General features: G+C 66.7%; 18 protein-coding genes and 1 tRNA gene. 17 read left to right on the forward strand and 2 right to left on the reverse strand.

The features are described from left to right. Positions 1-65: 65 nt before the first annotated feature. Positions 66-2,387 carry a DNA translocase FtsK gene (locus tag BFE01S_RS13770; RefSeq protein ID WP_028226014.1) on the forward strand — a complete coding sequence of 774 codons (2,322 nt, stop codon included), beginning with the start codon at positions 66-68 and terminating at the stop codon, positions 2,385-2,387. A 35-nt stretch (positions 2,388-2,422) separates the two neighbouring features. After that, positions 2,423-3,148, forward strand: coding sequence for an outer membrane lipoprotein chaperone LolA (gene lolA / locus BFE01S_RS13775; protein ID WP_028226015.1), 726 nt, complete (start codon positions 2,423-2,425; stop codon positions 3,146-3,148). A 96-nt stretch (positions 3,149-3,244) separates the two neighbouring features. Here the strand turns inward: lolA and BFE01S_RS13780 are convergent, their stop codons facing one another. Beyond that, positions 3,245-4,318, reverse strand: a complete 1,074-nt coding sequence (locus BFE01S_RS13780; RefSeq protein ID WP_028226016.1) for an MBL fold metallo-hydrolase — start codon at positions 4,316-4,318, stop codon at positions 3,245-3,247. A gap of 224 nt (positions 4,319-4,542) precedes the next feature. Here BFE01S_RS13780 and BFE01S_RS38540 point away from each other — a divergent pair, with 224 nt between their 5' ends. From BFE01S_RS38540 to bioB, 10 genes are all read left to right on the forward strand, one after another. After that, on the forward strand, positions 4,543-4,998 hold the full coding sequence (locus BFE01S_RS38540) for a MerR family transcriptional regulator (protein ID WP_042337625.1): 456 nt from the start codon (positions 4,543-4,545) through the stop codon (positions 4,996-4,998). An 11-nt stretch (positions 4,999-5,009) separates the two neighbouring features. Then, entirely contained in the window at positions 5,010-6,821 is a 1,812-nt protein-coding gene (gene aceK, locus BFE01S_RS13790; protein WP_028226017.1) for a bifunctional isocitrate dehydrogenase kinase/phosphatase, read from the forward strand. Positions 6,822-6,985: 164 nt separating this feature from the next. Then, the gene (locus BFE01S_RS13795) at positions 6,986-8,179 is read left to right on the forward strand and encodes an acetyl-CoA C-acetyltransferase (protein ID WP_028226018.1); all 1,194 of its coding nucleotides are present in this window, start codon (positions 6,986-6,988) and stop codon (positions 8,177-8,179) included. A gap of 135 nt (positions 8,180-8,314) precedes the next feature. After that, positions 8,315-8,992, forward strand: coding sequence for an SDR family oxidoreductase (locus tag BFE01S_RS13800; RefSeq protein WP_028226019.1), 678 nt, complete (start codon positions 8,315-8,317; stop codon positions 8,990-8,992). Positions 8,993-9,005: 13 nt separating this feature from the next. After that, positions 9,006-9,458 (forward strand): YchJ family protein, encoded by a 453-nt coding sequence (locus tag BFE01S_RS13805; protein ID WP_028226020.1) that lies wholly within the window; start codon positions 9,006-9,008, stop codon positions 9,456-9,458. A gap of 427 nt (positions 9,459-9,885) precedes the next feature. Next, complete coding sequence (locus BFE01S_RS13810; protein ID WP_028226021.1) at positions 9,886-11,238, forward strand: dienelactone hydrolase family protein; 1,353 nt, start codon at positions 9,886-9,888, stop codon at positions 11,236-11,238. Positions 11,239-11,686: 448 nt separating this feature from the next. Then, the gene (bioA, locus tag BFE01S_RS13815) at positions 11,687-13,042 is read left to right on the forward strand and encodes an adenosylmethionine--8-amino-7-oxononanoate transaminase (RefSeq protein WP_028226022.1); all 1,356 of its coding nucleotides are present in this window, start codon (positions 11,687-11,689) and stop codon (positions 13,040-13,042) included. Further along, on the forward strand, positions 13,042-14,238 hold the full coding sequence (gene bioF, locus BFE01S_RS13820) for an 8-amino-7-oxononanoate synthase (protein ID WP_028226023.1): 1,197 nt from the start codon (positions 13,042-13,044) through the stop codon (positions 14,236-14,238). Before bioA ends, bioF begins: the two co-directional genes overlap by 1 nt. Beyond that, on the forward strand, positions 14,235-14,963 hold the full coding sequence (bioD, locus tag BFE01S_RS13825) for a dethiobiotin synthase (RefSeq protein WP_028226024.1): 729 nt from the start codon (positions 14,235-14,237) through the stop codon (positions 14,961-14,963). The genes bioF and bioD overlap by 4 nt, the downstream gene beginning before the upstream one ends. Before the next feature lie 49 nt (positions 14,964-15,012). Then, entirely contained in the window at positions 15,013-16,077 is a 1,065-nt protein-coding gene (gene bioB, locus BFE01S_RS38545) for a biotin synthase BioB (RefSeq protein ID WP_042337628.1), read from the forward strand. Between the two features lie 82 nt (positions 16,078-16,159). Here bioB and cytX read toward each other — a convergent pair whose 3' ends face one another. Then, a complete protein-coding gene (cytX, locus tag BFE01S_RS13835) occupies positions 16,160-17,476 on the reverse strand; it encodes a putative hydroxymethylpyrimidine transporter CytX (protein ID WP_028226025.1) in 1,317 nt (438 codons plus the stop codon). 316 nt (positions 17,477-17,792) lie between these two features. Between cytX and BFE01S_RS13840 the strand changes: the two genes are divergently transcribed. From BFE01S_RS13840 to BFE01S_RS38550, 5 genes are all read left to right on the forward strand, one after another. Next, entirely contained in the window at positions 17,793-19,124 is a 1,332-nt protein-coding gene (locus BFE01S_RS13840; RefSeq protein ID WP_028226026.1) for a replication-associated recombination protein A, read from the forward strand. Positions 19,125-19,252: 128 nt separating this feature from the next. Then, complete coding sequence (gene serS, locus BFE01S_RS13845) at positions 19,253-20,545, forward strand: serine--tRNA ligase (protein WP_028226027.1); 1,293 nt, start codon at positions 19,253-19,255, stop codon at positions 20,543-20,545. Positions 20,546-20,718: 173 nt separating this feature from the next. Then, positions 20,719-20,809 (forward strand) — tRNA-Ser (locus tag BFE01S_RS13850). Between the two features lie 234 nt (positions 20,810-21,043). After that, entirely contained in the window at positions 21,044-21,448 is a 405-nt protein-coding gene (locus BFE01S_RS44260) for a hypothetical protein (protein WP_156967002.1), read from the forward strand. An 85-nt stretch (positions 21,449-21,533) separates the two neighbouring features. Then, on the forward strand, positions 21,534-21,764 hold the full coding sequence (locus BFE01S_RS38550) for a hypothetical protein (RefSeq protein ID WP_169742629.1): 231 nt from the start codon (positions 21,534-21,536) through the stop codon (positions 21,762-21,764). Positions 21,765-21,940: the final 176 nt, after the last annotated feature.

Genomic DNA, 21,940 nt, shown 5'->3' on the forward strand with positions numbered 1-21,940 from the left:
TCGGACGACGGCGGCCGCGCCAGCGCGCGGGCCGCGTATGCATCAAGGATCAGCACCAGGATTCAATGGCCAAAGCTACCTATTCCGCGCAGGCGCAGGCATTGCCTCACCGCATGTCGCGCCTTTTCACCGAAATCCGCTGGCTGCTGCAAGTGGCGCTGGGCGTATTCCTGCTGATGTCGCTCATCAGCTATAGCCGCCACGACCCGAGCTGGACCCACGCCGCCCAGGTGGATCACATCGCCAACTGGGCGGGCCGCGTCGGCGCGTGGACCTCGGACATCCTGCTGCTGCTGTTCGGCCTTTCGGCCTACTGGTGGGTGGTGCTGCTCGCGCGCAGCATCTCGGCGAACTACCGGCGCATCACGCGCCACGAGGCGATCGGCGACGAAGACGAGGACAAGCCGCGCGACCACGGCTGGATTGCCGAAGGCTTTGCGTTCGTGCTCGTCCTGCTCGCCTGCGACGGCATCGAGGCGCTGCGCATGTGGTCGCTCAAGCTGCAGTTGCCGCGCGCGCCGGGCGGCGTGGTGGGCGAAGCCGTGGCGCGCGGCGTCTCGCACGCGCTCGGCTTCACGGGCGGCACGCTCGCGCTCCTGCTCGCGCTCGCCATCGGCCTGTCGCTCTATTTCCGCTTTTCCTGGCTTTCCGTGGCCGAAAAGGTGGGCGAGGGCATCATCAACGCCGTGACGTTTGCCAGGCTGCGCCGCGAGGAAGGCCGCGACCGCAAGCTGGGCGAGGCCGCCGCGGTCAAGCGCGAAGGCAAGGTGGAACGCGGCCGCGTGAAGATCGAAGAGCACGAGCCGGTTACGATCGTGCCGCCCGTGGTGACGCCGCAGCGCTCGGAGCGGGTGGAGAAGGAGCGCCAGGTGCCGCTCTTCACCGATCTGCCGGGCGATTCCACGCTGCCCCCCATTGCGCTGCTCGACCCGGCCTCCACCACCCAGGAAACGATCTCCGACGAGACGCTCGAGTTCACCTCGCGCCTCATCGAGAAGAAGCTCAAGGACTTCGGCGTCGATGTGGCCGTGGCGGCCGCCTATCCAGGCCCGGTCGTCACGCGCTATGAAATCGAGCCCGCCACCGGCGTGAAGGGCAGCCAGATCGTCAACCTCGCCAAGGATCTTGCGCGTTCGCTCTCGCTCGTCTCGATCCGCGTGGTGGAAACGATTCCGGGCAAGAACTGCATGGCGCTCGAATTGCCGAACCAGCGCCGCCAGACCGTGCGGCTCTCCGAAATTCTCGGCTCGGCCGTCTATGCCGACGCGCCTTCGGCGCTCACCATGGGCCTCGGCAAGGACATCAGCGGCAAGCCGGTCTGCGCCGACCTCGCCAAGATGCCCCACCTGCTCGTGGCCGGCACGACCGGCTCGGGCAAGTCGGTGGGGATCAACGCGATGATCCTCTCGCTGCTCTACAAGGCGAGCGCCGAGCAGGTCCGCATGATCCTGATCGACCCGAAGATGCTCGAAATGAGCGTCTACGAGGGCATCCCGCATCTGCTGTGCCCCGTCGTCACCGACATGCGCCAGGCCGGCAACGCCCTGAACTGGACCGTTGCCGAAATGGAGCGCCGCTACAAGCTCATGAGCAAGCTGGGCGTGCGCAATCTCGCGGGCTACAACAACAAGATCGAGGAAGCGAACAAGCGCGAGGAGAAGATCCCGAATCCGTTCAGCCTCACGCCGGACGATCCGGAGCCATGCCAGAAGCTGCCGCATATCGTCGTGGTGATCGACGAACTGGCCGACCTCATGATGGTGGTGGGCAAGAAGGTGGAAGAGCTGATCGCGCGCATCGCCCAGAAGGCGCGCGCGGCCGGCATTCACCTGATTCTCGCCACGCAGCGCCCCTCGGTGGATGTCATCACGGGCCTCATCAAGGCGAACGTGCCGACCCGCATTGCGTTCCAGGTGTCCTCGAAGATCGACTCGCGCACGATTCTCGACCAGATGGGCGCCGAATCGCTGCTCGGCATGGGCGACATGCTCTACCTGCCGCCGGGCAGCGGCCTGCCCGTGCGGGTGCACGGCGCGTTCGTGGCCGACGACGAAGTGCACCGCGTGGTCGAAAAGCTCAAGGAGCAGGGCGAGCCGAACTATATCGAGGGCATTCTCGAAGGCGGCACGGCGGGCGAGGGCGACGAGGGCTCGGCGGGCGCGGGAACCAGCGGCACCGGCGACGAGTCCGATCCCCTGTACGACCAGGCGGTCGAAGTGGTCATCAAGAACCGCCGCGCGTCGATTTCGCTGGTGCAGCGGCACCTGCGCATCGGCTACAACCGGGCGGCGCGACTGCTCGAACAGATGGAGCAGTCGGGGCTCGTTTCCGCGATGTCCTCGAACGGCAACCGCGAGATTCTCGCGCCGTCGCGCGACGCGGATTGAGGCCGCTCCCACTTTTTCTCTTGGAGAACCCCTAGATGCAGTTTTTCGCAGGACAACAAGGCCGATTCGCCCCACTTGCTCAACTGGGTGCGCGGGGTGCGCGCGCATGCGTCGTGGCGCTCGGCGCTTCGCTGCTGATGGCCTCGCACGCGTTCGCGAGCGGCACCGACCAGCTCAAGCAGTTCGTCGCGCAGGTGCATTCCGCGCGCGGCGACTTCGTGCAGCGCGAGCTGAAGGTCCCCTCGGGTGCGAAGAACGCGAGCGACGCGATCGCCTCGGCCCTGTCGACATCGAAGACCTCGAGCGGCACCTTCGTGTTCGCGCGGCCCGGCAAGTTCATCTGGCAATACGAGAAGCCCTATCAGCAGTTGCTGCAGGCCGATGGCGACAACCTCTATGTCTACGACAAGGACCTGAACCAGGTCACGGAGCGCAAGCTCGGCGGCGCGCTCGGCGCGAGCCCGGCGGCGATCCTCTTCGGCAGCAACGACCTCGAGAAGAACTTCACGCTGCGCGACGCGGGCGTGAAGAACGGCATCGACTGGCTCGAACTGATTCCGAAGTCGAAGGACACGCAGTTCCAGAGCGTGGGCATCGGCTTTCGCGACGGCAACCTCGAAGCGATGGAACTGCACGACGTGTTCGGCAACGTGACGCTGCTCACGTTCTCGAACATTCAGACGAATCCGTCGCTGCCGGCTTCGACGTTCAAGTTCGTGAGGCCGGCGGGCGCCGATCTCGTGACGGGCGGCGCGGACTGAGGCGGCGGTTTGCCTCGGCGCTGCGAGGCATAAAAAACGGGCGGCTCGATACGGGCCGCCCGTTTGCTTTTCAGCCGCTGAAGCGCCTGGCCGCGCTCACGTCGCGGCAAAGCGGATCACGCCGTCCGCACCGGTCTCGCGCTTGAGCTTGCCCGCGAGCCACAGCAGGTGCAGGTGCGCCAGCGCTTCGCCCATCGCGAAGGTCAACTGGTGGATGTCGAGCTGGCGCTTGAACATCAGCGGGACGATGTCGGCCGCGCTCTGCGGGGCCTTCGTGCAGGCTTCCACGACCTCGGCGAGGCGCGCGTCGTGGTGGGCGCGCAGTTGCGCGATGCGCGTGCGCACGCCGCGGAACGGCTTGCCGTGCGAGGGCAGCACGAGCGTGTCTTCGGGCATCGTCTCGTAGCGGCCGAGCGATTCGAGGTACAGCCCGAGCGGGTTGCCCTCCGGCTCGATTTCGAACACCGAGACGTTGGTCGAGATGCGCGGCAGCACCATGTCGCCGGAAATCAGCACGCGTGTCTCTTCGCAAAGGAGGGCGCAGTGCTCCGGCGAGTGGCCGTAGCCCGTCACGACGCGCCAGTCGCGCCCGCCGATCGTCACCGTGTCGGCTTCGCGCAGGCGGCGGTATTGCGTGGGCAGCGCCGGCACGAGGGTCGTGTAGTAGCCGCGGCGGTTGCGCAGCTTGTCGAGCGATTCCGGGTCCGTGAGGCCGTGGCGGCCGAAGTGGCGCGCCGCGCCTTCGCCGCCCGCGTTCGAGCCGTCGCCCGAGGACATCACGCGTGCGCTCGTGTATTCGCCGAGCGTGGCCCACAGGCGCACGTCCCAGCGCTGTTTGTCGCCGCCCGCGCAGATCCAGTGCGCAAGGCCGATATGGTCGGGGTGGCAGTGCGTGACGAGCACGCGCAGCACCGGCAGCCCTTCCAGCACGGTATCGAACACCTGCTCCCAGTGCGCCTTGATCGTGTCGCTGGCGATGCCGCAGTCCACCACGGTCCAGCCTGGCTGGCCGTCGATCTCGTCGCGCAGCAGCCACAGGTTGATGTGGTCGAGCGCGAACGGCAGCGGCATGCGCAGCCATTTGACGCCGGGCGCGACGTCGAAGGCATGGCCGGGCTCCGGCAGGGTATCGGCGTAGGGGTAGTCGAGCTGGTGTTCGAGGGCGTTCATTGCGGGTGTCTTCTCCTGTCGTGGCCGGGCTGGCTGCCGCCGGCTCCCCGACATTGTCGCTGCATTGCGTCAATTCTGCAGGCCGGTCCACAGCGTATCCGGTTGCGCAAGCGTCAGGTTGACGATAACGTAAACGTACATTGTATCGGCCAACGTGGCCCAACGTCGCCCTGGGTTGTCCTTGGCGGCGCTGGCGCCCAAGGGCCCGCCGCCCATTGCACACCATGAACCAGTACACGATTACCGAACTCGCCCGGGAATTCGACGTGACGCCGCGCGCGATCCGCTTCTACGAAGACCAGGGCCTGCTCGCGCCGAGCCGGGAGGGCGCGGGCGGACTCAAGCGCGTGTTTTCGGGGCGCGATCGCACGCGGCTGCGGCTCACGCTGCGCGGCAAGCGGCTCGGCTTCACGCTCTCCGAAATCCGCACGCTGCTCGACCTGTACGAATCGCCGACCGACACGCTGCCGCAGCTTCAGGCGTTTCTCGACACGGTGGTGCGACATCGCGAGATCCTGGAGCGTCAGCGCGCCGATCTCGACGCGACGCTCGAAGACCTCGCGCAGTACGAGGCCCAGGCGCGCGAACTGCTCGTGAAGGCAACCCCGGCCGCCCATGTGGAGACTGCCGCCGTGGAAACGGCCGCCGTGGAGACAGCGGTGGAGGGCGCGAAGAAGTAGGCGCGGCCGCGATGAAACACTTTCCGAAACTGCTCTCCTCGCAGATAGGCTTCGACGTCGCGCAGACGATGCTCGAGGGCTTCAATCGTCACTACCGCAATTTCAGCGCGGCGGCGGTGCAGGCAAAGGGCCTTTTCGAATCGGCGGACTGGCACGGCCTGCAGCGGCTCGCGCGCGAGCGCATCACGTCCTATGACGAGCGCGTCGAAGAATGCGTGGTGACGCTCGAAGACGAATACGAGGCGGAAAGCATCGACGACGAGGTCTGGCAGCAGATCAAGCTGCACTACATCGGCCTCCTCACCACGCACCGGCAGCCCGAGTGCGCGGAGACTTTCTTCAATTCGGTGTGCTGCAAGATCCTGCACCGCTCGTACTTCAACAACGATTTCATTTTCGTGCGGCCCGCGATCTCGACGGAATACATCGAGAACGACGAACCCGCGGCCAAGCCCACCTACCGCGCGTACTATCCGGGCAAGGACGGGCTGGCCGCGACGCTCGAGCGCATCGTCACGAACTTCCAGCTGGAAACGCCGTTCGAAGACCTCACGCGCGACGTGGGCTGCGTGATGCAGGCGATGCTCGACACGTTCGGCGAAGTGGAGCCCAAGGCGAACTTCCAGATCCACGTGCTCTCGTCGCTGTTCTTTCGCAACCAGTCGGCCTACATCGTCGGGCGCATCATCAACGGCGACCTGCTCGTGCCGTTCGTCGTGCCGATCCGCCATGTCGCGCACGCAGGCGGGCGCTTCGCGCTCGATACCGTGCTGCTGCGCCCCGAGCAGTTGCTCGTCATGTTCAGCTTCTCGCACTCGTACTTCCTGGTGGACATGGAAGTGCCGTCCGCCTATGTCGAGTTCCTGCGCACCGTCATGCCGCGCAAGGCGCGCGGCGAGATCTACACGTCGCTCGGTTTGCAGAAGCAGGGCAAGAACCTGTTCTACCGCGATCTGCTGCACCACCTTTCGCATTCGTCGGACCAGTTCATCGTCGCGCCCGGCATTCGCGGCATGGTGATGATCGTCTTCACGCTGCCTTCGTTTCCGTATGTGTTCAAGGTCATCAAGGACAGCTTTCCCGCGCCGAAGGAAACCACGCGCGAGCAGGTGGAGGCGAAGTACCAGCTCGTGAAGCGCCATGACCGTCTGGGGCGGCTTGCCGACACGCTCGAATATTCGAGCGTCGCGCTGCCCGTCGCGCGCCTCGACGATGCGCTGGTGCGCGAGCTCGAAACGCTCGCGCCTTCGGTGATCGAATACGAGGGCGACAATCTCGTGCTGCGCCATCTGTACATCGAGCGCCGCATGGTGCCGCTCAATCTCTGGCTGCAGAACGGCAGCGAGGCGGAGGTTGCGCACGGCATCCGCGAGTACGGCAATGCGGTGAAGGACCTGATGCGCGCGAACATCTTCCCGGGCGACATGCTGTACAAGAATTTCGGCGTGACGCGCCACGGCCGCGTGGTGTTCTACGACTACGACGAGATCGAGTACCTCACCGACTGCAACGTGCGCGCCGTACCGCCGCCGCGTAATGAGGAGGACGAACTATCCGGCGAGCCGTGGTATCCCGTCGGACCGCGCGACATTTTCCCGGAGACCTACGGCACGTTCTTGCTGGGCGATCCGCGCGTGCGCCGCTATTTCCTCGAATATCACCCCGACTTCTTCGACCCGGCGCTCTGGCAGGCGAGCAAGGCGCGCCTGCTGGCGGGCGAGGTGCCGGACTGCTTCCCCTACGATCCGTCGATCCGCTTTTGCGTGCGCTATCCGGAACGCTACGCGGGCGAGGCGCCGCCTGCTGCGGCACGGGCGGCCTGATGGGAGCGATGGGTGGGGAGAAGCGGACAAACATATCGACGCTGCGTGGCCGGTATTTGCGCGCAGCACGCCCATGAGGCGGACAACGACGTCGCCGCGACCGACGCGGCGATGTCCCGACGGCCGGGCGGCCGTCATCGCAGGTGTCATCAAGGAGCTGAAACATGAGTGAGACAAACCAGGATCCCATCGTCATCGTCTCGGCGGCGCGCACGCCGATGGCGGGTTTTCAGGGCGATTTCGCCTCGCTCGCCGCGCCGCAGCTCGGCGCCGCGGCGATTGCGGCGGCGGTCGAGCGCGCGGGCCTGAAGCCCGAACAGATCGAGGAAGTGGTGATGGGCTGCGTGCTGCCCGCGGGGCAGGGGCAGGCGCCGGCGCGCCAGGCGGCGCTCGGCGCGGGGCTGCCGCTCTCGGCGGGCGCGACCACGGTGAACAAGATGTGCGGCTCGGGTATGCGTGCGGCGATGTTCGCGCACGACATGCTGCTGGCGGGCTCCGCGGAGGTGATCGTGGCAGGCGGCATGGAAAGCATGACGAATGCGCCGTACCTGCTGCCGAAGGCGCGCGCGGGCTTGCGCATGGGCCACGGCCAGGTGCTCGACCACATGTTCCTCGACGGCCTCGAAGACGCCTACGACAAGGGCCGCCTGATGGGCACCTTCGCCGAAGAGTGCGCGGGCGAATACGACTTCACGCGCGAGCGCCAGGACGCGTTCGCCATCGAGTCGCTCAAGCGCGCGAAGCGGGCCAACGAAGATGGCTCGTTTGCGTGGGAAATCGCGCCGGTGAAGGTGGCCTCGCGCGCGGGCGAGACGCTCATCGGGCGCGACGAGCAGCCGTTCAAGGCCAATCTCGACAAGATTCCCACCCTCAAGCCCGCGTTCAGCAAGACGGGCACGGTGACGGCGGCCAATTCGTCGTCGATCTCGGACGGCGCGGCGGCGCTCGTGATGATGCGCGAATCGACGGCAAAACGCCTCGGCGTCACGCCGCTTGCGCGGGTGGTGGGTCATTCGACCTTCGCGCAACAGCCCGCGAAGTTCACGACCGCGCCGGTGGGCGCGCTCGCGAAGCTCTACGGGAAGACCGGCTGGCGCGTCCAGGACGTCGATCTCTACGAGATCAACGAAGCATTCGCCGTGGTCGCGATGGCTGCGATGAAGGAGCACGATCTGCCGCACGAGAAGGTCAACGTGAACGGCGGCGCGTGTGCGCTGGGGCATCCCATCGGCGCCTCGGGCGCGCGCATTCTCGTGACGCTGATCGGCGCACTGCGTGCTCGCGGCGGCAAGCGCGGCGTCGCGAGTCTGTGCATCGGCGGCGGCGAGGCGACGGCGATGGGCGTCGAACTGCTCTGATCCGCGCGACTGCGGTACGCTAGCGCGAAGTGCTTCGCGCCGCAGGGAGGGCGAAGCACGGCGCGCGGCGGCACGAAGTGTGCAAGAGGTGTGCACGACGGCGCCGCGCCTGAAGACAAAAGCCAGGGTGTCCCTATGAAAACAGTGTTGATCGTGGGCGCGTCGCGCGGCATTGGCCGCGAGTTTGCGCGCCAGTATGCGAAGGCGGGCTGGCGCGTACTCGCCACCGCGCGCGGTGGCGAAGGGCTCGACGGATTGCGCGAGCTCGGCGCCCAGCCGTTTCAGCTCGACATCGGGCAACCCGACGAGATCGCGGCGCTCGGCTGGAAGCTCGACGGCGAAAAGCTCGATGTCGCGCTGATCGTGGCCGGCGTGTACGGCCCGCGCACCGAGGGTGTCGAAACCGTCACGGCCGAAGACTTCGAGCTCGTGATGAACAGCAACGTACGCGGCCCGATGCAGTTGATCCCCATTCTGCTGCCGCTCGTCGATGCGGCCAACGGCGTGCTCGGCGTGCTGTCGAGCCGCATGGGCAGCATCACGCAGACCACCGGCACGACGGGCTGGCTTTATCGCGCGAGCAAGGCGGCGCTCAACGACGTGCTGAAGATCACCTCGCTGCAAACGCGCCGCGCCACCTGCATCGCACTGCATCCCGGCTGGGTGCGCACCGACATGGGCGGCTCGCACGCGGCAATCGACGTGGCGCACAGCGTGACCGGCATGCGCGAGGTGATCGCGGAAGCCGCGGCCGCGCGCGACGTATTCAATGGCCGCTTCTTCCAGTACGACGGCACCGAACTCGACTGGTGAGCGCCTGCGAAACATGAATGTGGTTACTGCCCGCGGCGCCAGGCCCGCCGACTGTCCCTGCGGCGGCGCCGCGCCCCATCTCAAGGCCGGCGCGAAACCGCCGCGCTATGCCGCCTGTTGCGGCCGCTTTATCGACGCGGGCGAGGTGCCCGCGACGGCGCTCGAACTCATGCGCTCGCGCTACACGGCCTACGTGCTCGGCGAGACGCCGTACCTGCGCGCGACCTGGGCGCAGGAGACTTGTCCCCCCGACCTCGATGCCGATCCGGCCGATCCGGCCGCGCCGCGCTGGCTGGGCCTCGCGGTAAAGCGCCATGAACAGCCCGACGCCACCCACGCGATCGTGGAATTCGTCGCGCGCTACAAGACGGGTGGACGCGCCTGGCGGCTGCACGAAACGAGCCGCTTCACGCGCGCCGAGGACGGCCGCTGGCGCTACGTGGACGGCGACGTCGCGCCGGCGTGAACGCGGGTCTCGATCACGCCGCCATTTCTTACATAAGTAATTAATTCTTCGACGTTATTTTGATCCGCTGTGGGGCGTGCGCGACGTTTTTTCGGGGCCGCACCGGCCCGATAGCGGCGCACCGCCTGCCGCGCGGGGCCTGTGCCGCGCTGGCACGCGTTATGCCGGGTAAGCCCTGAATTGCGCAACAATATTTTGTCGTGCGAGGATGCAATCACGGTGTCCGGCTCAAGCGGACTCGCGCGAAAGCGGACACCGGTGGCAAGCTTCCCAGCAACGCCACAGCGGTGTTCCGATCGGCTTTTCCCCGTGACGGGCCTCACCGGCGCATGTCTTCGCGACACGCGCGAGGGCTCTCGTTGTGCCGGGAAACGGGCTGGCCGGAGTAAGACGGATTCAGGCAGGTTTCTCGCAGGCGGGTTTGCGAATGGCGTACAGGTTGCTTCTTGGCGGGTGGGCGTTGGCGGGCACGGCGTGTCTGCTTGCGGTCGCACATTCGGCCGCCTGGGCCGCACCGCTTGCCGATGCGCCCGCAGCGCAGGTTTCCGCTCCCGCCACGCCCACTACGGGTCCGCTCGGCAGTGCCAACGCTTCCCCGCTCGCCCTCGACGACGCCTGGCTGCCGGCCGTGCGCGCCGATCTCAACGAGCAGGTGATCCGCATTCCGGTGGACGGCGATGGCTCCGTCACCCTCGAAACCACGATTTATCGTCCGGACGGCCCCGGCCCGTTTCCGATGATCGTGTTCAATCACGGCAAGATTCCCGGCGACCCGCGCTACCAGTCGCGCAGCGACCCGGTATCGTTCGCGCGCGAGTTCGTGCGCCGCGGCTACGTGGTTGTCGCGCCGAACCGCCGCGGCTTCGCGGGCTCCGGCGGCACGTACGAGCAGGATGGCTGCGACGTGGCGAGCAACGGCCTCGGCCAGGCTGCCGACGTTGCCGCGACCATCGACTACATGGCCAAACAGCCCTACGTCGATGCGAACCATATCGCCGTGGCCGGCACCTCGCACGGCGGTCTCGCGACCATCGCCTACGGCACGGAAGCCGCGAAGGGCGTGCGCGCGCTCATCAACTTCTCGGGCGGCCTGCGCCAGGACGCCTGCACGGGCTGGCAGGACAACCTCACCCAGGCCTTCGGCGGCTACGGCGGCAAGGCCCGCGTGGCTTCGCTCTGGCTTTACGGCGACAACGATTCGGTGTGGACGCCGGACCTCGTCACGAAGATGTTCGCGGCGTATCACGCCGCCGACGCCGCCGGCCCGGCAAGCGCGAAGCTCGTGGATTTCGGCTCGTACAAGAACGACGCGCACCGCCTCGTGGGCGACCGTGACGGCGTACAGGTCTGGTGGCCGATGGTGGAAGCGTTCCTCGCCCGCGAGGGCATGCCCACGAGCGTGCAGTATCGCGTGAGCGCGCCCACCGCGCCGGGCGGCACCGGCTACGCCGCCGTCGATTCCGTGGGGGCCGTGCCGTACGTCGATCAGGCCGGCCGCGACGGCTACCGCAACTTCCTCAAGCAGTATCCGAGCCGCGCGTTCGCGGTCTCCGACTCGGGCGCGTGGTCGTGGGCCGAGGGCGGCGACAACCCGATGGCCGTTGCGATCGCCAACTGCGAAAAGCACAGCAGCGATGCCTGCCACCTGTACGCCGTGAACAGCACGGTGGTCTGGTCCAACGATGCCGCCGTCACGGCGCAGAACGACGCGAGCGCCGGCGTCGTGCCGGCCGTTGCCGACGCCGCCAACAACAACGGTCACGCACTCGCGAGCCGGTAAGGTTTTCCTCTGGCGGCGCGCGCTGCGTGCTGCCGCATCGTTCCGTTTCCCTTCGATTTCGTCTGACTACGCAGCGTGGTCGCGCGCTTTGTGTGCGGCTTTGTGTGCGCTATGCGAGCGCGCTCGCACGTTTGCAACGTGCGTTGCCCACCTCCCGGATTGCCCATTTCGTCCCAAGTTTCGTCCTGCGGTTTCGCATCGATTTTTCCGGCCTGCACCGCAACGCCCCCCAATTCTCGCCCGCGCCTCGCAGATTTTTTGCACAAGCGCGGTTTACTTTTTCGTCGCTAACTGCGCGCATTTCGGGTCTTCTCGGGCAATCGGTTCCGTGCTGTTCACAACCGCGCCAAACGTCGCGCCCGCCTGCCGCGCAGCGCCGTTTCGGGGGTAGTGCATTGCGCAGGCGTTCGCGCTAATCTCGGTCCCGCTGTCGTATCGGGAGTCGTACTTGAATCCGCAATCCAATCTCGCCACCGATCGCTGGATCGAGCGCAGCCTGCGCGCCGTGTGGCATCCGTGTACCCAGATGAAGCACTACGAGCGCCTGCCGCTCATCGCGGTGGCGCGCGGCGAAGGCCCGTGGCTGTATGACCGTGACGGGCGCCGCTATCTGGACGCCATCAGTTCGTGGTGGGTCAACCTGTTCGGCCACGCGAATCCGGCGATCAATGCCGCGCTCAAGGCGCAGCTCGACACGCTCGAGCACGTCATGCTCGCGGGCTGCACGCACGAGCCCGCCGTGGAACTCGCCGAGCGGCTCTCGGCACGCACGGGCCACGTGCTCGGCCATGCGTTCTTTGCGTCCGATGGCGCCTCGGCCGTCGAGATCGCGCTGAAGATGAGCTTTCACGCCTGGCGCAATCGCGGCGAAAGCGACAAGCGCGAGTTCGTTTGCCTCGCCAACAGCTATCACGGCGAGACGATCGGCGCGCTCGGCGTGACCGACGTGAAACTCTTCAGGGATGCTTACGATCCGCTGCTGCATCACGCCCACGTGGTCGCCTCTCCCGACGCTCGTGCGGCGCTGGCGGGCGAGACGGCTGCCGATGTGGCGCAGCGAGCGCTCGCTGACGTCGAGCGGCTTTTTCAGGCGCGCGGCGAGCACATTGCGGCGCTGATCGTCGAGCCGCTGGTGCAGTGCGCGGCAGGTATGGCGATGCACGACCCCATGTACCTCAAGGGATTACGCGCGTTGTGCGACCGCTACCGCGTGCACCTGATCGCCGACGAAATCGCGGTGGGGTGCGGGCGAACCGGCACGTTCTTCGCCTGCGAGCAGGCCGGCATCTGGCCCGATCTGCTGACGCTTTCGAAGGGCATCAGCGGAGGCTATCTGCCGCTTTCCATCGTGCTCTCGCGCGACGCGATCTTCGAAGCGTTCTACGACGACGACACCGCGCGCGGCTTCCTGCATTCGCATTCCTACACGGGCAACCCGCTCGCGTGCCGCGCCGCGCTGGCAACGCTCGATCTGATCGAAGAGGGTGACGTGATCGCCGCGAACGCGCGCAAATCGGCACAGTTGCGCGAGGCGTTCGCGCCGCTCGCGTCGCATCCGCTCGTGCGCAACCTGCGCCAGTGCGGCACGATACTCGCCTTCGACGCGGTGCTCGAAGACCCGGCGCGCGCGGCCACGTTCTCGCGCCGCTTCTTCGAGCATGCGCTCGCGCGCGAGTTGCTGCTGCGTCCCATCGGCACGACGGTGTACGTCATGCCGCCGTACATTCTCGATGCTTCTACTCAGGCGCTGCTCGCGGAGCGCACGCGCGAGACCTTCGAAGCGACCGTTGCGGAGGACTGCTGATGCAACTCATCGATACCCTCGAACAAGGCTTGCGGGAACTCGACGCCCTCGGTCTGCGCCGCCGCCGCCGCACCATCGACACGCCGTGCGACGCGCACATGCAGGTGGACGGGCGCGAAACGATCGGCTTCGCAAGCAACGACTACCTGGGTCTTGCTGCGCATCCGCAACTGGTCGCCGCGCTGGCGGACGGGGCGCAGCGCTATGGCGCGGGCAGTGGCGGCTCGCATCTGCTGGGCGGCCATTCGCGCGCGCACGCGCAGCTCGAAGAGGATCTCGCCGAATTCGCGGGCGGCTTCGTCGATAACGCACGGGCGCTGTACTTCAGCACCGGCTACATGGCGAATCTGGCTGTGGTGACGGCGCTCGCCGGGCGCGGCACGACGCTCTTCTGCGATGCGCTGAACCACGCTTCGCTGATCGACGGCGCCCGGCTCTCGCGCGCGGACGTGCAGATCTATCCGCATGCCGATATGGAGGCGCTGAGCGCGATGCTCGAAGCCTCCGGCCCGGGGCCGAAGGCCATCGTTACCGACACCGTGTTCAGCATGGACGGCGACGTGGCGCCGCTCGGGCGTCTCGTCGAACTCGCGGAGCGACACGAGGCCTGGCTCATCGTCGACGACGCGCATGGCTTCGGCGTGCTCGGACCGCAAGGGCGGGGCGCCGTGGCCGAGGCCGCGCTGCGCTCGCCGTATCTGGTGATGGTCGGCACGCTCGGCAAGGCGGCAGGCGTGGCCGGGGCCTTCGTTGTCGCGCACACCACGGTGATCGAGTGGCTCGTGCAGCGCGCGCGGCCGTACATCTTCACGACGGCCTCGGCGCCAGCGGTGGCGCATGCGGTATCCGCGAGCCTGCGCCTGATCGCGGGCGACGAAGGCGATGCGCGGCGTGCGCATTTGCACCGGCTGATCAAGCGTACGCGCGCGATGCTCAAGGAAACCTGCTGGCTGCCCGTCGATTCGCAGACTGCCGTGCAGCCGCTCGTGGTGGGCGCGAACGATGCGACGCTCGCCCTCCAGGCCGCGCTCGAACGCGACGGCCTGTGGGTGCCCGCGATCCGGCCGCCTACGGTGCCCGAGGGCACGTCGCGCCTGCGCATTTCGCTTTCGGCAGCGCATTCGCAGGCGGACCTCGATCGCCTGGGCGCTGCGCTACAGCGCGCGAGTGCCGAAGTCCAGGAGGGCGCACGATGACGCTCTCGCTTTTCGTCACCGGTACCGACACGGAAATCGGCAAGACCTTCGTGAGCGCGGCGCTGCTGCGCGGCCTCGCGCACGCGGGCTTGCGCGCGACGGCACTCAAGCCCATCGCGGCCGGCGCGTACGAACGCGACGGCGTGTGGCGCAACGAGGATGCCGACCAGCTCGACGCCGCCGCGAGCGTGCTGCTGCCGCCCGACATGCGCACGCCTTTCCTGCTCAAGGAGCCCGCCGCGCCGCATATTGCCGCTGCGCTCGAAGGCGTGACGCTCGATATGCAACGCATCGTCGAATGCCATCGGCAGGCGTGCGAACGTGCCGACGCGGTGGTGGTGGAGGGGGTGGGCGGCTTTTGCGTGCCGCTCACGGCGGAGCACGACACGGCCGACCTTGCCGTGGCGCTCGACTTGCCGGTGGTGCTCGTGGTCGGCATGCGCCTTGGCTGCATCAGCCATGCGCTGCTTACTGCGCAAGCCATCGCGGCGCGCGGCCTCGCGCTCGCGGGCTGGGTGGCGAACCGCATCGACCCCGCCATGACTTTCCCCGAAGAGAACATCGACGCGTTGCGCGAGCGCCTCGCCGCCCGGTACGGTGCGCCGCTCATCGGCGTCGTGCCGCATCTGCGCGGCGGCAGCGCCGACCATGCGGCAGAACACCTGAACATCGAAATGTTGCTCGCGCGGCTCGGCGCCGGTATGGCCGCGCCGGTCCCACGTTGAGAATTGCTTCGAACTCCTGATAGATAACGTCGAGAAGGATCCCCACATCATGACGCAAACCCACATCGATATCACCGGGCTCACCCGCGCCAAACCGCAGGCCGTTGCCGAAGAGTCCAGCACGGCGCGCTGGCGCGTGGCCGACGTCGTTGCGCTCTACGACCTGCCGTTCAACGACCTGATGTTCCGCGCGCAGCAGGTGCACCGCGAGCATTTCGATGCGAACGCCGTGCAGCTTTCCACGCTCCTGTCGATCAAGACGGGCGGCTGCGAGGAAGACTGTGCCTACTGCCCGCAATCGTCGCATCACGACACGGGCCTCGAAGCCGACAAGCTGATGGCCGTCGACGAGGTGCTGAAGGCGGCAAGCGTCGCGAAGGAAAACGGCGCGACGCGCTTCTGCATGGGCGCGGCGTGGCGCAATCCGAAGGACCGGCATCTGGAGCCGATCAAGGACATGATCCGCGGCGTGAAGGCGATGGGCCTTGAAACCTGCGTGACGCTCGGCATGCTGGAAGATCACCAGGCCAGGGCGCTCGCCGATGCGGGCCTCGACTACTACAACCATAACCTCGACACGTCGCCCGAGTTCTACGGCCAGATCATCTCGACGCGTACGTACCAGGACCGGCTCGACACGCTCGAACGCGTGCGCGACGCGGGCATCAACGTGTGCTGCGGCGGTATCGTGGGCATGGGCGAATCGCGCCGCGAACGCGCGGGGTTGATCGCGCAGCTTGCGAACATGGAGCCGTATCCGGAATCGGTGCCGATCAACAACCTCGTGCAGGTGCACGGCACGCCGCTCGAAGGCACCGAGCCGATCGACCCGTTCGAGTTCGTGCGCACGATTGCGGTAGCGCGCATCACGATGCCCAGGGCGATGGTGCGCCTTTCGGCGGGCCGCGAGCAGATGGACGAGGCGCTGCAGGCCCTGTGCTTCATGGCCGGCGCGAATTCGATCTTCTACGGCGATCAGTTGCTCACGACGAGCAACCCGCAGGCCGAGGCGGACCGCAAGCTGCTCGCGCGGCTTGGCATTCGCGCAGAGGCGGCGCAGCAGTTGAGCGAGACGGAAACGGCGCAGCATGGCGGCTGCGGCCATTGCGAGTGATCCGCGAGTAACACGCGCCTGATCCGGCGCGTGAAGCGATATACAGGACGGCGCGCCACCTAACAGGGCGCGCCGTTTTTTATCAGGCGTAAGCCGCGCGGCGGCGAGCCGTGAAGAGGAAGTAGCAGAGCGCGCCGATCACGAGGGAGGGCAGCGTCGCGCCCAGATTCGGCATCCACGTGTTGAGCGCCTGATAGGCGCCGAAGCCCACCGCCCATGCGACGAACGCGCTCATGTGCCAGCCGCCCGTGTAGCCGTAGACGCCGTTGAGGTCGGCCAGCGCCTGCACCTCGATGCGCCGGCGGCGCACGATGAAGTGATCGGCGAGCACGACGCCGAAGAGCGGCGCGAACACCGAGCCGATGAAGAGCAGGAAGTTTTCGTAGCGCGCCATCGGCACGACGATACCGATGGCGGTGCACAGCGCGCCGAAGGCGGCCGAGAGCCAGGGCACGCTGGCGCGCGTCCAGAAGGTGCCGGTCGAAACGGCGGCGGAGTGGATGTCGGCGAAGGCGTTGTCCACTTCGTCGATCAGCACCAGCAGCAGCGCGAGGCCGCCGCCCGCCTGCGCGAGCGCGGTGGTGAGGAGCGCGTCGCCGCCGCCGGCTGCCAGGCCGTAGATCGCGCCGAGCGCGTAGAACCAGAGGTTCGCGATGCCGTAGCCGACCAGCGTGCCGCGGAAGGTTTCGCCGGCGCGTTTGCCGAAGCGCGTGTAATCCGCGATCAGCGGCAGCCACGAGAGCGGCATCGCCACCACGAGGTCGATTGCGCTGCCGAAGGTCATGTCGCCCGTGCCGGGGCGGCGCATCAGCGCGCCGAGATCGTGCCGCGCAAGCAGGTTCCACGTGAGCCACGCGGCGCCCGCGAGCAGCAGCCAGATGCCCCACGTGCGCAGGAAGCGGCGCACGAACGACAGCGGGCCGCTCACGGCGAGCAGCGTGGCGAGGAGGCCGGCCAGCAGCGTCCAGACGAAGGGCACCGAGAAGCCGAAGGCTTGCTTCGCGAGCGCGTCGGCGGAATCGCGCATCACGATGATCTCGAACGAGCCCCAGCCCACGAGCTGGATCATGTTGATGACCGCCGGCACCGAGGCGCCGCGCACGCCGAGCGTGGGACGCAGCGACGACATGGCCGCGAGGCCCGTGTCCGTGCCGATCACGCCCGCGAGCGCGAGCAGCACCACGCCGATGACGCTGCCGACGGCAATGGCGCCAAGCGCCGCCGGCAGCGAGAGGCCCGGCACGAGCAGTGCGCCCGCTTGCGCGACGAGCAGGCCAATGCCGAGCGAGAACCACAGCGCGAAGGCGTCGCCGGTGCGGAACTGGCGGCGCGCGTCCGGCACCGGCTGCAGCGGGGCGTAGGTCGAGCCGGCGGCGCCGGCCTGGGAATCCTGGGTCATCTGGAGAACTGTCCTCTGGTATGGTCGAATCGTCGAATCGCCGCTGGGCTGACCCGGGCCGATCCGGTATTGGTATTTGGGGCGCGATTGACTCGCGGCGCCGTGTGTTCAAGAACGCACGGAAGCGGCCAATGGCTGACAGAACGCCCGCGCGCGCCGCTTTCGACCCGACTCGCCGGGCTGACCGCCTGCTTGTCTGCGCCACGCTGTCATAATGCACGATTGCATCCGGCGCGGCCTTGCGGCTCCGTGATGGGCCGCTGCGGCATCCGCGCCCGCTGCCGCGCCGGAAAGCCGACATTATCGCGAAAACGTCATGTTCGAAGAAACCCGTGCCAACGTCCCGCTCGCGGAGCGGCTGCGACCGCGCTCCATCGACGAAGTCATCGGCCAGAAGCATCTGCTTGGGCCCAACAAGCCGCTGCGCGTCGCATTCGAGTCCGGCGAGGCGCATTCGATGATCCTCTGGGGGCCGCCGGGCGTGGGCAAGACCACGCTCGCGCGCCTCATGGCCGACGCCTTCCACGCCGAATTCATCGCGCTTTCGGCGGTGCTCTCGGGCGTGAAGGACATCCGCGAGGCGGTGGAGACCGCCCAGATCCACCGGGCGCACGGCAAGCAGACGCTCGTGTTCGTCGATGAGGTCCACCGGTTCAACAAGAGCCAGCAGGACGCCTTCTTGCCGCACGTCGAATCGGGCCTGTTCGTGTTCATCGGCGCGACGACCGAAAATCCCTCGTTCGAAGTGAACAGCGCGCTGCTCTCGCGGGCGGCGGTGTACGTGCTCAAGAGCCTCGATGAAGCAGAGCAGGGCGAACTGCTCGCGCGCGCGGCCCGCGAACTGGGCGGTCTCACGTTCACGGAGGAGGCGCAGAAGGCGCTGATCGGCTCGGCCGACGGCGACGGCCGCAAGCTGCTGAACAATCTGGAGATCGTGGCGCGCGCCGCCGCGCAGCAGAAGTCCACGGAAGTCGACGCGGCTCTGCTCGGCAGCGCGCTGGCCGAAAATCTGCGGCGCTTCGACAAGGGCGGCGACGCGTTCTACGACCAGATCAGCGCGCTGCACAAGTCGGTGCGCGGCAGCAATCCGGACGGCGCGCTCTACTGGTTCTGCCGCATGCTCGACGGCGGCGCCGATCCGCGCTACCTCGCGCGGCGCATCGTGCGCATGGCGTGGGAGGACATTGGACTCGCCGATCCGCGCGCGGCGCGCATGACGCTCGACGCCGCCGAGACCTACGAGCGTCTGGGCTCCCCCGAGGGCGAACTGGCGCTGGCCCAGGCGGTGATCTACCTGGCCGTCGCGCCGAAGTCGAACGCAGGCTACAACGCCTACAACGAGGCGCGGCGCTTCGTGAGCAAGGATCAGTCGCGCGCCGTGCCGATCCACCTGCGCAACGCTCCGACGAAGCTGATGAAGGAACTGGGCTACGGCCACGAATACCGCTACGCGCATGACGAACCGGACGCTTACGCGGCGGGCGAAACCTATCTGCCGGACGGCATGCGCGAGCCGCACTGGTACCAGCCCACGCCGCGCGGGCTCGAAGGCAAGATCGGCGAGAAGCTGGCGCGCCTCGCCGAACTCGACGCGCAATGGCGCGAGGAACACCAGGACGAGATCCGCGAGAGAAAGCGCAAAGGCTGAGGCGGCCGCGGGGCGCGTTGCCCAAGGCAACGGCGGCCCGCAGCCGCCGATGATCGCCTGGCGCGGAGCCCGCGCGCCGGTGCGCTAAAATCGACACTTCATACAACGAAACTGCGTCTCACAATCCCATGCTCGACATCCAGCTGCTGCGCAAAGACCTCGAAGGCGTCGCGAAGCGCCTCGCCGACCGCGGCTACACCCTCGACGTCGCGGCCTTTTCCGCGCTCGAAGCGGAACGCCGCGCCATCCAGACCCGTACCGAAGAACTGCAGGCGCGCCGCAACAGCCTGTCGAAGCAGATCGGCGCGATGAAGGGCCGGGGCGAGGACACGTCGGCGGTGATGGCCGAAGTGGGCGGTATCGGCGACGAAATGAAGGCGTCGGCGGCGAAGCTCGAAGAGGTCCAGTCGGGTCTGTCGGACCTGCTGCTCGGCGTGCCCAACCTGCCGCACGAGAGCGTGCCGGTGGGCAAGGACGAGCACGGCAACGTGGAAGCGCGCCGCTGGGGCACGCCGCGCCAGTTCGAGTTCGAGGTGAAGGACCACGTGGACGTGGGCACGCCGCTCGGCCTCGACTTCGAGACCGGGGCGAAGCTCTCGGGCGCGCGCTTCACGATGCTGCGCGGCCAGATTGCGCGCCTGCACCGCGCGCTCGCGCAGTTCATGATCGACACGCATACGCAGCAGCACGGCTACTCGGAAACCTACACGCCGTACATCGTCAACCCGGAAATCCTGTACGGCACGGGCCAGCTGCCCAAGTTCGCCGACGACATGTTCCGCGTGGAGAAGGGCGGCGCCGAGAACACGGTGACGCAGTACCTGATCTCCACCTCGGAGATTTCGCTGACGAACACGGTGCGCGACAGCATCGTCGAGGCGAGCGCGCTACCGATCAAGCTCACGGCGCATTCGCCGTGCTTCCGCTCGGAAGCGGGCTCGTACGGCCGCGACACGCGCGGCATGATCCGCCAGCATCAGTTCGACAAGGTCGAGATGGTGCAGATCGTCGCGCCCGAAACGTCGTACGACGCGCTGGAGCAGATGGTGGTTCACGCCGAAACGATCCTGCAGAAGCTCGGCCTGCCGTACCGCGTGATGACGCTGTGCACGGGCGACATGGGGTTCTCGGCGACCAAGACGTACGACCTCGAAGTGTGGCTGCCTGCGCAGAACACCTATCGCGAAATTTCGAGCTGCTCGAATACGGAAGCGTTCCAGGCGCGCCGCATGCAGGCGCGCTACCGCAACGCCCAAGGCAAGCCGGAACTCGTGCATACGCTCAACGGCTCGGGCCTCGCGGTTGGCCGCACGCTTGTGGCGGTGCTGGAGAACTATCAGGAAGCGGACGGTTCGGTGACGGTGCCCGAGGTGCTGCGTCCGTACATGGGTGGGGTGGCGCGCCTTTCGGCGAACGCCTGACGCACGCTGGGAGACGACGTTTTCCTTGCTCTCCAGTTTTTTTGCAAGAGGACTTGGAAAGTGCTGCGAGGTGTTCTATAATCTTCGCTTCGCCAGTCAACGACCTGACTGATGAAACCGAGGTGGCGGTGCGATGCTGGTTACGCAGCCAGCTGCCGAGGTGGCAGTCCCCCGGAGAGGTGGCAGAGTGGTCGATTGTACCTGACTCGAAATCAGGCGTACGGTAACCCCGTACCGTGGGTTCGAATCCCACCCTCTCCGCCAGATTAAAAGGCAAAACCCCGCAAGCTTGATGGCTTGCGGGGTTTTTGTTTTTTCTGGCCCATCAATTAGCCCATCACCGAGTACAAACTCGCGTCGAATCTGCGCTTTGCAGTTCTTCGCGTTCTCTTGCCTCACTACCTTGGCGCACCGTTAGAATCCGCCTAAGTCCGGTACGCGCGAGCTTGCCTGCTGCCGCAACATCTTCGGCGTTACCGGAAGACTTCGGGAGGCAACGTGAACGATCCGTATGCGTACAAGGAAATCAATCCTTTGTGGAGCTTGGTCGATCCTGTCAGTGTCGAGGATGCGGCGGCGTTAGTTGCCGGGGTTGACCCACACTCCATTGACGAGTCCCGAAAGTTCTTCAGGGACCCGGAAAGCAATATGACCGACAGTGGCGGCATCACATGGGTGCAGACGGCTCAAACCGCGCTGGAAAATGCCGTCATGGCCGGGCACCTGAAAGCCACGATACGGCGGGCGGCGTTTGAGCGCGTCTGCCGCGAGATCGAAACCGGCGTCGCGCATTGGGTCGCGCGCCAGGTCGATCCTGGCCCGTATCGCTTGCGGGCGAACCGCCAGCCAAGAACCGACGACGACTTCGAAGACGACGAATATCCCGACGTTGCGTCCGTCTAAAGTAGAGGCGGATAGAGGGGGGCGGACTATGGCAGTCGGGCACAAAACGGGCGGACGCCAGAGAGGCACGCCGAACAAGACGACGGTGAAGATGCGCGAACTTGCCGGGCGGCACGCACCCGCCGCCGTACGCGTGTTGGTCGAACTCATGCAGCACGCCAACGAAGGCGTTCGGCTGAGCGCTGCTTGCGCAATTTTGGATCGCTCTTTTGGTCGCCCGTCGGTTTGCACCGAGACCGACAGCGACGACGACATTCTTTTCGCCCACCTTTTTGAAAATGGCCACGACGAATCGGACGAAACCGGAAACGCCTGAGCGAATCTTCCGACCGAAAAATCGCGACAAGAATGACATCGAGTCAAGCGTGCGAAGCCGTGATTTTCTTTTGACAATCATTTGCATATTTTCAGCATTTGTCTGATTGACGCTGCATGCGGTGCGCCATAGCGTGGTGCGACCCTATCCACACAGGACCGCACCGAACCCATGAC

The sequence above is a fragment of the Paraburkholderia ferrariae NBRC 106233 genome, from assembly GCF_000685035.1.
Lineage (GTDB): Bacteria > Pseudomonadota > Gammaproteobacteria > Burkholderiales > Burkholderiaceae > Paraburkholderia > Paraburkholderia ferrariae.

Excerpts from the sequence above, each read along its gene's own strand:
- BFE01S_RS13770 (WP_028226014.1), top strand. The coding sequence starts at position 66 with ATGGCCAAAGCTACCTATTCCGCGCAGGCGCAGGCATTGCCTCACCGC.
- lolA (WP_028226015.1), top strand. The coding sequence starts at position 2,423 with ATGCAGTTTTTCGCAGGACAACAAGGCCGATTCGCCCCACTTGCTCAA.
- BFE01S_RS13780 (WP_028226016.1), bottom strand. The coding sequence starts at position 4,318 with ATGAACGCCCTCGAACACCAGCTCGACTACCCCTACGCCGATACCCTG.
- BFE01S_RS38540 (WP_042337625.1), top strand. The coding sequence starts at position 4,543 with ATGAACCAGTACACGATTACCGAACTCGCCCGGGAATTCGACGTGACG.
- aceK (WP_028226017.1), top strand. The coding sequence starts at position 5,010 with ATGAAACACTTTCCGAAACTGCTCTCCTCGCAGATAGGCTTCGACGTC.
- BFE01S_RS13795 (WP_028226018.1), top strand. The coding sequence starts at position 6,986 with ATGAGTGAGACAAACCAGGATCCCATCGTCATCGTCTCGGCGGCGCGC.
- BFE01S_RS13800 (WP_028226019.1), top strand. The coding sequence starts at position 8,315 with ATGAAAACAGTGTTGATCGTGGGCGCGTCGCGCGGCATTGGCCGCGAG.
- BFE01S_RS13805 (WP_028226020.1), top strand. The coding sequence starts at position 9,006 with ATGAATGTGGTTACTGCCCGCGGCGCCAGGCCCGCCGACTGTCCCTGC.
- BFE01S_RS13810 (WP_028226021.1), top strand. The coding sequence starts at position 9,886 with ATGGCGTACAGGTTGCTTCTTGGCGGGTGGGCGTTGGCGGGCACGGCG.
- bioF (WP_028226023.1), top strand. The coding sequence starts at position 13,042 with ATGCAACTCATCGATACCCTCGAACAAGGCTTGCGGGAACTCGACGCC.
- bioD (WP_028226024.1), top strand. The coding sequence starts at position 14,235 with ATGACGCTCTCGCTTTTCGTCACCGGTACCGACACGGAAATCGGCAAG.
- bioB (WP_042337628.1), top strand. The coding sequence starts at position 15,013 with ATGACGCAAACCCACATCGATATCACCGGGCTCACCCGCGCCAAACCG.
- cytX (WP_028226025.1), bottom strand. The coding sequence starts at position 17,476 with ATGACCCAGGATTCCCAGGCCGGCGCCGCCGGCTCGACCTACGCCCCG.
- BFE01S_RS13840 (WP_028226026.1), top strand. The coding sequence starts at position 17,793 with ATGTTCGAAGAAACCCGTGCCAACGTCCCGCTCGCGGAGCGGCTGCGA.
- serS (WP_028226027.1), top strand. The coding sequence starts at position 19,253 with ATGCTCGACATCCAGCTGCTGCGCAAAGACCTCGAAGGCGTCGCGAAG.